Annotated in this window: 17 protein-coding genes; 12 read left to right on the top strand and 5 right to left on the bottom strand. The window is 57.3% G+C overall.

Annotation, left to right across the window (positions count from 1 at the left end):
• Positions 1–2: 2 nt before the first annotated feature.
• Complete coding sequence (locus B1H56_RS12195; protein ID WP_066520934.1) at positions 3–359, bottom strand: MGMT family protein; 357 nt, start codon at positions 357–359, stop codon at positions 3–5.
• A gap of 79 nt (positions 360–438) precedes the next feature.
• Between B1H56_RS12195 and B1H56_RS12190 the strand changes: the two genes are divergently transcribed.
• The 12 genes from B1H56_RS12190 (at position 439) to B1H56_RS12125 (ending at position 10,253) form a co-directional block, all read left to right on the top strand.
• Complete coding sequence (locus B1H56_RS12190; protein ID WP_066520931.1) at positions 439–702, top strand: glutaredoxin family protein; 264 nt, start codon at positions 439–441, stop codon at positions 700–702.
• Between the two features lie 336 nt (positions 703–1,038).
• A complete protein-coding gene (locus B1H56_RS12180; protein ID WP_066520926.1) occupies positions 1,039–2,088 on the top strand; it encodes a DUF2776 family protein in 1,050 nt (349 codons plus the stop codon).
• A gap of 48 nt (positions 2,089–2,136) precedes the next feature.
• Positions 2,137–2,352, top strand: coding sequence for a DUF3006 domain-containing protein (locus B1H56_RS12175; RefSeq protein WP_066520923.1), 216 nt, complete (start codon positions 2,137–2,139; stop codon positions 2,350–2,352).
• 149 nt (positions 2,353–2,501) lie between these two features.
• Positions 2,502–3,755 carry a cation:proton antiporter gene (locus B1H56_RS12170; RefSeq protein ID WP_066520920.1) on the top strand — a complete coding sequence of 418 codons (1,254 nt, stop codon included), beginning with the start codon at positions 2,502–2,504 and terminating at the stop codon, positions 3,753–3,755.
• 310 nt (positions 3,756–4,065) lie between these two features.
• Positions 4,066–5,040 carry a transglutaminase-like domain-containing protein gene (locus tag B1H56_RS12160; RefSeq protein ID WP_066520917.1) on the top strand — a complete coding sequence of 325 codons (975 nt, stop codon included), beginning with the start codon at positions 4,066–4,068 and terminating at the stop codon, positions 5,038–5,040.
• 117 nt (positions 5,041–5,157) lie between these two features.
• Positions 5,158–6,198 (top strand): type II secretion system F family protein, encoded by a 1,041-nt coding sequence (locus B1H56_RS12155; protein WP_066520915.1) that lies wholly within the window; start codon positions 5,158–5,160, stop codon positions 6,196–6,198.
• 7 nt (positions 6,199–6,205) lie between these two features.
• The gene (locus B1H56_RS12150) at positions 6,206–6,544 is read left to right on the top strand and encodes a hypothetical protein (RefSeq protein WP_147554699.1); all 339 of its coding nucleotides are present in this window, start codon (positions 6,206–6,208) and stop codon (positions 6,542–6,544) included.
• Positions 6,545–6,570: 26 nt separating this feature from the next.
• A complete protein-coding gene (locus B1H56_RS12145) occupies positions 6,571–7,053 on the top strand; it encodes a DUF4860 domain-containing protein (protein ID WP_066520913.1) in 483 nt (160 codons plus the stop codon).
• 2 nt (positions 7,054–7,055) lie between these two features.
• Positions 7,056–7,436 (top strand): type IV pilus modification PilV family protein, encoded by a 381-nt coding sequence (locus tag B1H56_RS12140; RefSeq protein WP_066520911.1) that lies wholly within the window; start codon positions 7,056–7,058, stop codon positions 7,434–7,436.
• Positions 7,426–7,893 (top strand): hypothetical protein, encoded by a 468-nt coding sequence (locus tag B1H56_RS12135; protein WP_066520908.1) that lies wholly within the window; start codon positions 7,426–7,428, stop codon positions 7,891–7,893. Before B1H56_RS12140 ends, B1H56_RS12135 begins: the two co-directional genes overlap by 11 nt.
• Before the next feature lie 53 nt (positions 7,894–7,946).
• Complete coding sequence (locus B1H56_RS12130) at positions 7,947–9,005, top strand: type IV pilus twitching motility protein PilT (protein WP_066520905.1); 1,059 nt, start codon at positions 7,947–7,949, stop codon at positions 9,003–9,005.
• 27 nt (positions 9,006–9,032) lie between these two features.
• The gene (locus B1H56_RS12125; RefSeq protein WP_147554698.1) at positions 9,033–10,253 is read left to right on the top strand and encodes an AfsR/SARP family transcriptional regulator; all 1,221 of its coding nucleotides are present in this window, start codon (positions 9,033–9,035) and stop codon (positions 10,251–10,253) included.
• Positions 10,254–10,303: 50 nt separating this feature from the next.
• On the opposite strand, the gene B1H56_RS12120 is transcribed toward B1H56_RS12125, so the two are convergent.
• The 4 genes from B1H56_RS12120 to B1H56_RS12105 form a co-directional block, all read right to left on the bottom strand.
• The gene (locus B1H56_RS12120) at positions 10,304–10,951 is read right to left on the bottom strand and encodes an ABC-2 transporter permease (protein WP_066520900.1); all 648 of its coding nucleotides are present in this window, start codon (positions 10,949–10,951) and stop codon (positions 10,304–10,306) included.
• Between the two features lie 6 nt (positions 10,952–10,957).
• Entirely contained in the window at positions 10,958–11,788 is an 831-nt protein-coding gene (locus B1H56_RS12115) for an ABC transporter ATP-binding protein (RefSeq protein ID WP_066520898.1), read from the bottom strand.
• Positions 11,789–11,793: 5 nt separating this feature from the next.
• Positions 11,794–12,012: an AbrB/MazE/SpoVT family DNA-binding domain-containing protein gene (locus tag B1H56_RS12110; protein ID WP_066520896.1), complete on the bottom strand. Its 219-nt coding sequence runs from the start codon at positions 12,010–12,012 to the stop codon at positions 11,794–11,796.
• 130 nt (positions 12,013–12,142) lie between these two features.
• On the bottom strand, positions 12,143–12,610 hold the full coding sequence (locus B1H56_RS12105; protein WP_066520894.1) for a VOC family protein: 468 nt from the start codon (positions 12,608–12,610) through the stop codon (positions 12,143–12,145).
• Positions 12,611–12,641 lie beyond the last annotated feature (31 nt).

The raw sequence follows: 12,641 nt of genomic DNA, 5'->3' as shown, positions 1-12,641 counted from the left end.
ACTTATTCCGGAACGTGTTCCCTGCCGTCCCAGCAATACTTTTCCAAATCCACATAACCGTCCGCGTTTACGGACACGCCCTCCGCCGCAAGCAGGCTTTTCTGCATCCCAGCGCCGCCGAACGCGTCCGCCGGGGCGAGCCGCCCTTCCCGGTTCACCACGCGGTGGCACGGAATGCCGCCGGACGCGGGACACATATGCAGCGCGCAGCCCACGATACGCGACGCACGCGGATTGCCCGCGAGACGCGCGATCTGACCGTAGGTAGCAACCCTTCCGCGCGGTATCTTACTTACCATTGTATATACAGTCTCGAAAAAATTCAATCCCTTACGTCTCCTTTGTCCGTTTAGCTTCATTATACTGCAAAACAGCGGTTTAAAAAAGCGTGCAAATGGGTATCTTTATTAAAATGCACAGGGAGGAGAAGGCGATATTATGGCAAGGCATGTAAAGATGATGGTGCTTGACGGCTGTCCGCATTGCAGGCACGCGTTTGAATTAATGGATGAGCTGAAAAAAGAACATCCTGAATATAACCAGGTGGACGTTGAGGTAATCGAAGAAAACCGCGAGGCAGGGAAAACGCAGGGGTACGATTATTGGTATGTCCCTACGTTTTTCGTGGACGACGTGAAGGTTCACGAGGGAGTTCCCACTAAGGACAAGGTCGAGCGCGTATTCACCGAAGCTTTGAAATGATCCGAATGTCCCTAAGGACAAAGCAACCGGCATTCCTGCACAAATCCGGCGGCTGCACGGACTCCCGGTATGCGTGACGCCCTAAATGTGAAGCGCCTGGCAGCAAACAGGCACCGGCGCGGGGCGCAAGGCAGCGGGGCGTACGGAAACTACTCGCGTTCTGCAAAGGACCGGAGCGCGCCGCAATTCGCCGCAAGGCGATCCCTCTTGTTCAATATTTCGTGGCTTCAAGAGCTTTTCCCGGTCGGGGAAAGCCCTTTTTTAATGTTAGGGGGAAGCGCGGCGGTTATGATAAAAGCATCAGTTTCATGAAATATTTTTACGGAGTGAATGGCTATGAATCTAAAAATCAGTGTGTTTTTCCGCGCGATCCCTCTTATCATGGGCGCGGTCTGTCTGGGCTTCGGCCTTTATGTCCGGGGCATGGGCATCGGCGATGGCTACGTGATCGCGGGCAATGTGCTTATTTCCCTGACAGCGATCTGTATCGCGCTATTTTCCACCGCGGCGACGATCATCCGGCAGATCATCAAGCGGTTCAACCGCGCCGACCGTATTTTTTATCCGCTGCTCGGTTATGCGGCGGGCATCGGTACGGCGGCCTGCGGCATCGCGCTGTTTTCCTCCGGCGGCACGTCCGCGGATTATGTGTCCGGCAACGTCGTATTCGGGGTCGGCCTTGTCGCCTGCTGTGTGGCGACAGTCGCGGTTTCGTCGGGGAAATTCTCGATGATCCCGCAAAACTCGGCCAAGCTGGCTTATGGACAGGCGGTTTCCGGCGGATATTCCAAGGGCACCTATGGCGTTTATTTTGCCGTCCCCGTCATTTGCGCGGCGATTGCGCTCGTCCGTGGGGCGTTCCTCCTTGCGGGCGGCACCACACCCGATTTTGTGGCTGGGCATGTTATGATCGGGCTCGGCCTCGTGTGTGCGAGCCTGATTGCTCTCGTGGCGACAATCCTGCGGCAGACCGAGAACCAATTCGGCAGCCGGGAACGCTGGAGGTGGAGCGTTATGGTGGGCGTGCTCGGCACCGTGTGCATACTTTGGGGCATCCTTATTATGAACCCCTACAGCGCGGCGGCCGTCGCCCCGGGCTTTGTCCTCATCGGCCTCGGGCTCATCTGCTACAGCATCTCGAGCAAGGTTCTGCTGCTTGCGTCCGTATGGCGGCGGGACGCCCCGCTTTCAAAGCGCATTCCCATGATCCCCGTGATGACCGCGCTTTCCTGCCTGTTCCTTGCGGCGTTCCTGTTTGAAGCGTCGTATGCCAATACCAATTTTTTTGTTCCCGCCCATATTATGGTAGGGCTGGGCGCGGTATGCTTCACGCTGTTCGCCATCGTTTCCATCCTCGAATCGGGCACATCCAAGGCCCAATCGTGATTTTTATGTGACGCTGTGCTAAAATAAAAGCAGCAGGAGGTATGGGATATGCGTTATGTGATCGACCGTTTTGAAGGAGACCGCGCCGTCGTTGAGCTCGAGGACGGCAGTATGGTTTCCCTGCCGGGAGCCGCGCTGCCCGCCGGGGCGCGTGAAGGCGACGTGGTATGCGTATCCGTTGATCCCGCGGAAACAGCCCGGCGCAGGGCCCTGCTGAAGGGCAGGATGGAACGCCTGCTCAAAAGGAAAAAAACGGAAAAATGAAACGTCCGGCCCGCATTTTGCGGGCCTTTTTTTTGCGGCTGAATTTTTTATTTGCTTTTCCGGAAACGGGATGTATAATGATAGAGGTTCCTATAGGTTAGAATCGGCCTTTGGCCGTTCGATAAATTTTTTAGTTTGGAAGTGGACTTATGGACTACAAATATTTACTCGATCTGGCGCTTATCCTGCTGAGCACCAAACTGCTTGGTCTTGTAACCCGCAAGTTTAAAATGCCGCAGGTGGTGGGCGCACTTCTCGCGGGTATCATCCTCGGCCCCGCTTGTCTCGGGATCATCGACAACACGAACTTTATTAAAGCGCTTTCCGAGATCGGCGTGATCGTCCTGATGTTTTCCGCAGGCATGGAATCCGACATCCACCAGCTCAAAAAAGCGGGCAAGGCTTCGTTCATCATCGCGGCGCTCGGCGTGGTGGTGCCGCTTGTCGTCGGCTTTGCGGTCGCGGGCGTGTTCAACGATCCTTCCGTGATCCAGACTGACCTTGACGCCAACCGCTTTTTGCAGAATGTGTTTATTGGCGTCATCCTGACGGCGACATCCGTCAGTATCACGGTGGAGACGCTCAAGGAAATGGGCAAGCTGAACAGCCAGGTGGGCATTACGATTCTAGGTGCGGCTGTGATCGACGATATCCTCGGCATCATTGCCCTGACGATCATTACCAGCCTTGCGGACCCATCCGTCGCGGTGGGCATTGTCCTCCTTAAGATCGTCGGTTTCTTTGCGTTCGCCGTCGGCGTCGGTTTTGTGACCTATATTTTATTTAAAAAATGGTCCGACCGCCACATCGACGATCACCGCCGTTTTGTGGTGATGGCATTCGTAATCTGCCTGCTGATGTCTTTCTGTGCGGAGGAATGGTTCGGCGTCGCGGATATTACGGGCGCGTTTATCGCAGGCCTGATTCTTTCCAACACCAGCCACGCAAAATATATGGCGTCGCGGTTCGAGACGCTTTCTTACACGCTGCTCTCGCCCATCTTCTTCGCGAGCGTGGGCCTGTCCGTCGTGCTGACGGATATGAGCATGATGATCGTGGTGTTCGCGCTGGTGCTGCTCGGCGTGGCTATTATTACCAAGATCGTGGGCTGCGGGATCGGCGCAAGGCTTTCAGGATTCAACAACAGGGAATCCCTGCAGATAGGCTGCGGTATGGTGTCGCGCGGCGAGGTTGCCCTGATCGTGGCCAACAAGGGCGCGGCCGTGGGCCTGATGTCGCCTCTTTTGTTCGGCCCGGTGGTCATCGTAGTGGTCGTGACGACGATCCTTTCGCCGATCCTTTTAAAGCTTTCCTTCGGGAAAAAGAAGAAAAAGGACGGCGGGGAAAACGGCGAGCCAGCACTCTCCCCGCCAAAACCGGCAGGCGGGACGCAGGAGCAATGACGCGGCCTATTGCGCAGCATAGAGCAGCGATAACGGAGCAAAGCAAGCTTGCTCCGTTTTTGTTTGCGCAGGAGCTTCCGCCCGCATCCCTGCGCCCCAGCCGGATATTTCGCACAAGGAGCGCAGGCATGCCTTTCCCCGCCGCCTGTTTTTCCCGGCTGCGCGGGCGTGCCTCCATACCCGTCCGCGTCCCCCGGCAGGGGGCGTTTTCAGCGCAAATTTAACCGTTTCCGCGTCTTGCCCTGCTTTACATTGGCGGTCCGGTCGTTTATACTGAACATAAATAATACATTATTCAGAAGGTATTTAAATGGGGCGTCGGTTAAATTTCATCAAAATCCTGGCTGCGGCGGCGCTGACGTTTACGGCACTTGTTTTTTCCGCCTGCGGCGGTGTATCCGCGGAGCAAAGCGGCGGGCCTGTACCGGCTTCCCCGGCGGAGGCATCCGCGGGGACGGGTACGCGCAGCAGCGAGCCTTCCGTCCTGGTTCCCGAAGCGCCGGGCACGCAGGAATTTGCGGCGGAAGACGCCGTGATCGACCTGTCGAACGTATCCCAGGGCTATGCCTGCGCACTGTATACGGGCGACAGCGAAAAAGTGAAATTCCAGATATCCTGCGGCAGCGAGACCTATAATTACGACCTCCGCACCGGTAAGCAGGAGGTATTCCCTTTAAACTGCGGAAACGGTTCCTATCGGTTTTCAATCCTCAGGAACATAGAGGGCGACAAATATGCGGCGGTATGCGCCGGGACGGCGGACGTGGTGCTGGAAAACGAATTCCTTCCCTACCTTTACCCTAACCAGTATGTAAATTTCACGCCGCAGAGCGCGGCGGTTGCGCAGGGAGCGGCGCTTGCAGAAGGCGCGGCGGATGATCTTGACGTTATTGCACGGGTTTATGATTATGTGATTGACAACATTTCCTACGATTACGACAAGGCGGACGCAGTGGCGGGCGAGACCGGGTACCTACCGGACGCCGACGAGACCCTCGGCACCAAAAAGGGAATCTGTTTCGACTATGCTTCCCTGATGACGGCCATGCTCCGTTCGCAGCGCATCCCCACCCGGCTCGTGATCGGCTATGTGACCACGGGCGGCAAAGAAATCTACCACGCGTGGATCAGCGTATATATCGAGGGCACGGGATGGATCGACAACATCATTTATTTCGACGGGACGGACTGGGTACGCATGGACCCCACGCTCGCGGCATCGAGCGGGGAAAAGGAAAACTATACGGGCGGCGGCGACAGCTACAACGCCATGTACAATTACTGAGACTACGCTTCGGTTCGGGGTTATCCTGCCTTTGGCCCGAAGCTGCAGCGAACGCCCCATCCCCTTCTGCCGGGCGGCGCCTGGCGGAAGACGGGTACGGGCCCGGGAGGAACGGTTATGGCCGGAATCAAAAAACTGACAAACGGCGAGATCACGGTTTTTTGTGAACAGCTCGCTTATACGCTGAAAGCGGGAATCCCACTTGAGGAGGGACTCCTCGTGATTGGGGAAGACCTAAAAAATACGGAGGGGGCGCGCATCATTCTGGAGCTTGCGGATACGGTGGGCGCGGGCGGCACGCTCGCCGCCGCGCTGCGCGCATCCGGGAGGTTCCCGCATTATATGGCGCAGATGGTGGAGATCGGCGAGGCCTCGGGCAGGCTCGAACAGGTGCTTTCCTCCCTTGCCGCCTACTACGATCGGCAGGAAGCCCTCGCGCGCAACATCAAAAGTTCCGTCACCTATCCGCTGGTGATGATCGTTATGATGGCTGCCGTGATCCTCGTGATCGTGACCCAGGTACTGCCCGTTTTCCAGGAGGTTTTCCGCAGCCTCGGAAGCGAAATGTCGGGATTTGTGCAGGGCCTTCTGCAGTTCGGCAGCGCGGTAAGCCGGTATGCGGCGGTGATCGTGATTGTGACCGGGGCGCTCGTTGTCCTCTTTTTCCTGCTGCGCACATCGAAACGCGGCAGGAATTTCCTTGCTTCCTGCCGGACGCGTATGTTCAAAAAAACGTCTGCCGCCCTTGCTTCAGGCAAATTCGCCTCCGCGATGGCGTTGATGCTTGGAAGCGGGATGGACGTAGACGAGGCTCTTTCTATGACGGAGGAGCTGACGGAAGATGAACGAAGCCGCCGCAGGATTGCCCTGATGAAGCAAAAAATGGCCGGAGGCATGGGTTTTGCGGATGCGGCGCGGAATGCGGGTATGTTTTCCGGCCTGTATGGAAAAATGATCTCTGTGGGGTTTCGGACGGGAACGCTCGACAGCGTGATGGAGCGCATTGCCGCGCGGTATGAAGAAGAGGCGGCGCGGCGGATGAATGCGTTCGTTTCCGCACTCGAGCCGACGCTCGTCGCGGTGCTTTCCGTCATTGTCGGGATGATCCTGCTGGCGGTGATGCTGCCGCTCCTCGGCGTGATGTCCGCCATCGGATAAGGAGCCTATGATGCGCAATGTGTTTACAGACGGACGCGAAAAAAGCGCCGTTCCATGGAAAATCATCGTTCCCGCCTTATGCTTCCTCGCAGTGTTCGTCACCGTATTGCTGGGAACCGCGGGGATCGGGCGCCGGACGCGCGAGCAGGGCCGGGCGACCGCAGAGGAAGCGGTGCGCCGGGCAGCCGTACAGTGCTATGCCATCGAAGGGCGCTACCCGCGGGACGCGGCATATCTGGAAGAGCATTACGGGCTTATTTTGGATACGGAGCAATATTCCTGCCATTTGAAACCCGTCGGCGATAACCTGATGCCCGAAATCTTTGTATTTTTACTGGACGGATGAGCCGTACCCGGAAGGGAGGAAGCCGGATGGACCGAAAACAGCATACTATAGATATCGTATTTGCGTTGTCGCTTTTCTGCGTGTTCGCGGTGCTGTCCCTTTTTGTCGTGGTGATGGGCGCGAATGTATACCGGGGTATCTCGTCTGAGATGACGGCAGGCTACCATATGCGCAGTTCCCTCGTTTATATGACGGAAAAGGTCCGGCAGGCAGGCGGCGCAGATGGATTTTCCACCGCCGAGGTGGACGGCGGCGACGCGCTGGTACTGCCCTCTTCCGCAAACGGGAAGGACTATGAGACGTGGATCTTCGTCAGCGGGGACAAGCTGATGGAAGCGACCGTGGAAACGGGCACGGCGGTGGATGCGGCCTATGGCCAGCCGATCATGGAGCTTTCCGGGCTGCGCCTTTCCCGGGAGGGAGACCTCCTGCGGATCGGTGTGACGGACACGCTCGGCAACGAATTTGAAAGCGCGGTGTGCCAGAGGGCCGCGGCTCAGCGGGGATAAGGATGGAAAAATCAAAGGGCAGGCTGTTTCTGCTGGAAATCGTCATTATCATATTGTTTTTTTCCATCGCAGCCGCCGTATGCACGAGTATGTTCGCAAAGGCGAAAACGCTCAGCAGGGAGAGTGCGGAGCTTTCCGCAGCGGTCATGCTCGTGCAGGAAAGCGCGGAAACGTTCCGGGCAACCGGGGAAATTCCGGAGGGCGCTGTGTTTTACGGCGCAGATTTCAGGCCCGTGGAGGACGTGGAAGAGGCGGCGTATGTGCTGAAGGCCGGGGCCTCGGAAAAGGACGGACTGTTGTCCGTGCACCTTTCGCTCGAAAAAAACGGCACGGCGCTTTTCGCCGTGGATACGGCGCGCTATGGAGGGACCCATGAAGGATAAAAAAGCGCAGCGCGCGCAGGTTGGCATCGGCATCGGCGGGGTGTCTATCCTGGCAGTATTCGTGATTCTGTGCCTGACCGCTTTCGCCGCGCTGGCCCTTGCGTCGGCGCGGGCGGACCTTACGTTTTCAGAAAAGACCGCGCAGGCCGCGCGCGCCTATTATGCGGCGGATACGGCGGCGGAGCGGCGGCTTGCACAGCTGGCGGAAACCGCAGAAGAGCCCGGTTGGGCGGCCGCCCTCGGCGGGGACGGGTATACGGCGGAAACGCGGGACGGCGGAATCCTCGTGAGCTTTACGCAGCCCGTGGACGACACGCGCGAGCTGTGCGTGCAGGTGCTGTTCGGACTCGGTCCGGGCGGAACGCCCACCGGAAAATGGGAGCGCGTCCTCTGGCAGGTGCGGGCGCTGCCCTATCCGGAAACGAAGCGGGAAACGAACCTTTTATCTATGGATTAAAATGCCGGCCGGGGCCTTTTCCGGCAGAACGGCAGCGGAGGAATATAAAGACAATGAAAGCGGAACAGTTACTCAAAGCGGCGGCCGTGCAGCAGGCGTCGGATATATTCATTATCGCGGGCATGCCGCCCGCCCTGAAGGTAAGCGGCCGGATCGTGCGCCAGGGAGACGCGCTCCTGCGGCCGGAGGATACGGATCTTATGATCCGGGAACTGTATGCCCTCGGCAAACGCGATCCGAAGAACATGTTTGAGCACGGGGACGACGACTTCTCCTTTTCCCTTGCGGGCATATCGCGTTACCGCGTAAGCATATACCGCCAGCGCGGTTCGCTCGCGGCGGTCGTACGCGTAATCGCTTTCAGCCTGCCCGACCCACGCGAGCTTGGAATCCCGGAGAGCGTCCTTTCCCTCGGCAGTATGCCCAAGGGCCTCGTTCTTGTAACGGGACCGGCGGGAAGCGGAAAATCCACGACGCTTGCGTGCATCATCGACCGCATCAACAGGACGCGCAACAGCCACGTAATCACGCTCGAGGACCCGATCGAATATTTGCACCGGCACGGGGAAAGCATTATCAGCCAGCGGGAGATCGCGACCGATACGGAAAGCTATGCGGTCGCCCTGCGCGCTGCGCTCCGCCAGGCGCCGGACGTGATCCTGTTGGGTGAAATGCGCGACCACGAAACGATCAGCGTAGCCATGACAGCCGCGGAAACCGGGCATCTTGTGATCTCTACCCTGCACACGATGGGTGCGGGAAACACTGTCGACCGGATTATCGACGCATTTCCCCCCGGCCAGCAGGGGCAGATCAGGACGCAGCTGGCAATGGTGCTGCAGGCGACCATCTCCCAGCAGCTTGTGCCCTCTGTGTCCGGCAATGTCGTACCCGCGTTCGAGATCGTGCGGTGCAACACGGCCATCCGCAACATGATCCGCGAGGCAAAGACCCACCAGATCGAAACGGCGATCGCCTCGGCGGCGGCGGAAGGGATGGCCACCATGGACGCAAGCCTTATAAAGATGTGCACGGACGGCGTAATCAGCGCGGAAACAGCAATTGCCCACAGCCTGTCGCCCGACACCGTAAGACGGAAGCTGGAACAGTGACCGCCATATGTGGGAGGAGTGTTTTATTTGAAGGAATTAACCGTAACTATGTTCGGAGGATTTGAAGTAACTTATGGCGAAACAGCCGTCATCCCCAGGGACGCACGCAACAGCAAGGTTGTGCAGCTTTTCCAGTATTTGCTGTGCCGCCGCGGGAGCATGATCCCCCAAGGCGAACTGATCGAGGTGCTGCTGGGCGAAGCGGACTGCGCAAACCCGCTCGCCGTCCTGAAAAATATCGTATACCGGCTGCGCAAGCTGCTCGGGGAACGCGGCGTTCCCCGGGAATGTATCCTCCATGCCAAAAGCTCTTACAGCTTTTCAGGGGAAATGCCTTGCCGGATCGATATCGAGGAATACGAAGAGGCCGTGCGGCAGCTGAAGGACGGAGGGCAGGCGGCCGGGGACAGGCTGGCGCTGTGTTTCCGAGCAATGGACCTGTACCGGGAGGGATTCCTGCCCCATTCCTCGGGCGAGCCCTGGGTTATGGGCGCTTTTGTGAGATATGAAGGAATGTACTGCGACCTGTTCCGTACGGCCCAGCCCCTCGTGCGCGAGCAGGAAGCCTACGACGCGTTTCTCGCCCGTTTGAAAAAGGCGACCGGCCTTTATCCTTACGAGGAAGACCTCTCGCTGATGTATATCGACTGCCTTTATGAAACAAAGCGTGTGCAGGAAGCCCTCGAGGCCTACGATGCGGCAGCCAACCTGATGCTCGACGACCTTGGCCTCAAGCCTTCACAGCGAATGCGTGCGCTGCGAAGCAAGATCACAGGAGGCATGCAGGAGGTCGTTCCTTCCGTTTTGGAGGTACGCAGCAAGATTGCGGAAGCCGGCGCTTCGGGTGCGCTTTTCTGCAATCTGGAGGTGTTCACCAACATATACCGCTTCGTCGTCCGGCACATGGAACGCAGCGGCCAGTCCGTATTCCTGATGCTGTGCACGCTTTCGGAGCTTGACGGGACGCCGCTCACGAGCGGCGGGCAGACCAAAAAAACAGTGGAGCAGTTCCTTGCCGCGGCAAGCGCTTCTCTGCGCAAGAGCGACGTATATACGCGGTACAGCCCTTCGCAGTTCGTGCTGATGCTGATGGAAATCAAGCAGGAAAACTGCGGCATCGTAGCCGACCGCCTGCGTTATTTTTTCTACCGCAACTCCCGAATGAACCGCACAAGGCTTACCTGCAAAAGCATCTCCGCCGCGGATATGGATATAATGATGGAGGATTCCTCCGCAGGAAAATGGTAAAAACCGCGGCCCGGGTCCCGGGCCGTTTTCGCATCTCCGGCATAGGGGTTTTACAGGTCAAACGCTTCAAACCGCTTCACGGACCTGCGGTAGGCAGCCATGGTGAAAAGCGCCCACAGGGCCGCGCCGCACGCAAGGGCGGCAAGCTGGTGCGGCAGGTTTTGCGTTCCCTGCGCGTTCAGATAGGCTGCCGCAAAGGGCAGGGCATGCATGCATGCCTCGACCAGCAGCATACCCGCCGCAAACGCAATGCAGCCAAGCAAAAATGGTGTGCCGACCTTGTTCGGGTCCTTGTAATACTTTGTAAAAAACACGAGGTTGAAAAGACCGAGCAGCAGGAACGCAAACCCGAAAAAGGCCACGTTTACGTTCATGCCCGCAGCGTTCGGCCCGGGATACGCAGCATTATGCAGAAACGCGAAAGGCACCGCTGCCGCAAACTGCAGCAGCTCGATCAGCGCCACCAGTAAAAAACGCGCGCCGACAATTTCCCTTTTTTGAACCGGCAGCAGCATCGTGAAATAAATATCCTTATTTTCCCTGCCCGACATACAGATGAAAAACACCCCGAGGCAGGTATAAAAGAAAATAATGAAATACGGATAGCTTGGAATCATGAGCATGGACGACAAACACAAAAAGATGATTGCCGCCGGGTGCAGCGCAAGCTTCAGTTCTTTATAAACCAGGTCTTTCATATCCGCTTACTCCTTTTCCATATGGACCATGACCTCCTCGAGGCCCGCATCCGATAGCTCTGCGCCTTCGGCCGGCAGGTCCCCGGCACGCACAAGCGCCGTGCAGCCGCTGCGTTCACGCTTGATGCCGATCAGCCTATCGTCCCGCGGGACGTCTCCCGCGAAGCGCGCTACTTTATATCCGGCGAGAAAATCGTCCAACGCCATATCCGCGAGTATCTCCCCGTTTTTGATATAAAGGATATTGTCCGCGCATTTTTCGAGATCCGTGGTGATGTGCGTGGAGAACAGCAGCGTGATGCCTTCATCCCGCACAAGGCTGAGGAAAATGTCCAGCAGTTCATCCCGCGAGACCGGGTCTAGCCCGCTCGTGGGTTCGTCGAACAGCAACAGTTCTGCATGGTGGGAAAGCGCGAGCGCAAGGGAATATTTCACCTTCATGCCCTCGGAAAGCTGCTTCGGCGTTTTCCGTTCGTCAAGGCCGAAAAGCTTCATGTAGCGGCGGTAGGCGCCGCCGTCCCATTGTGGGTAAAAGCGCTTCGTCACGTCAGTGATAGCCTTGAGCTTCTTCATCGGGTAATAGTCGATTCCACCCGAAACAAAGCCGATCCTTTGCTTGACTGCAAGCTCGTGCCCTACAAATTCCTGTCCGAAGAAGCGGATTTCCCCGCCGTCCGGATGCACAAAATTAAGGAGCGATTTCAGTGTCGTCGTCTTTCCTGCGCCGTTGCGGCCAATGAAGCCCGTGACCGTCCCTTCCCGCAGCCCGAACGAGACGTTCCTGAGCTCGAACGATTCATATTTTTTGCATAAGTTTTTGACAGCCAATACATCCATTTTGGTTATCCTTCCGGTTCCTCCGGCTTTTCCTGCGCCCGGAACACTTCCTGCGCGAAATTAAGGTAAGCGTCGTTCTTCACGATGGCAATGCCCTGATTGATGTCGGCAAGAAGCAAGAGCGTCTCGCCTGGCTCGATATGAAACAGATCCCGCACTTCCTTAGGGATCACGACCTGCCCCTTCGACCCTACTTTGACGGTACCCATATACTTTCCTTTCATACGGTTCCTCCCTTTCTGAAAATTCATACTTTTCATACTTATTATACTTTTCATACTAATCATACTTCGCATCTCGCCGCCTGTCAACAAAAAACAGCCGGGCTGCCCCGGCTGTTTTTGCATTCCTGCGTCATTTCATGCAGTTTTTGATAAAGCGTTCGGGCATCTGCGTGCGCTCCGCCACCTGCTCCGGCGTCATCCCTTCGCCAAGGAAGCGTTTGCACACCACACGCATGCTTTCCCCCACCTCGATGATATGGAGGTCCGGATCGTATATCCGTACGACGCGCTGTCCCCAGCCATGCTCCTGCGGCGGATGCACGTATTCGATCCCTTCCAGTCCGCCGAGCCGTACGAGAAACGCGTCTATGTCGTCTTCCTCAAAATACAGTTCCGCGTCGTTCCCGCCAAACGCAATTTCACCCGCGGGCTTGTGGATGAAGCTTTCCCACGAATCCTTTGTTTGCAGGGAAAGTCCGCCGGTAAAGGTGATGTTGGCGCCAAAATCCGAGATGACGCGCAGACCGAACACCTCCTGGTAAAACGCGCGCGAACGCGCAAGGTCCGTAACAACAAGCATGGGACTGCAAAATTTCATTAAAAACCTCCGTAGATGGAATATTCGGCGG

Source organism: Christensenella minuta (assembly GCF_003628755.1).
GTDB lineage: Bacteria > Bacillota > Clostridia > Christensenellales > Christensenellaceae > Christensenella > Christensenella minuta.
Note: the sequence above shows the minus strand (reverse complement) of the source record. Positions and strands in the feature narration are given on the sequence as shown.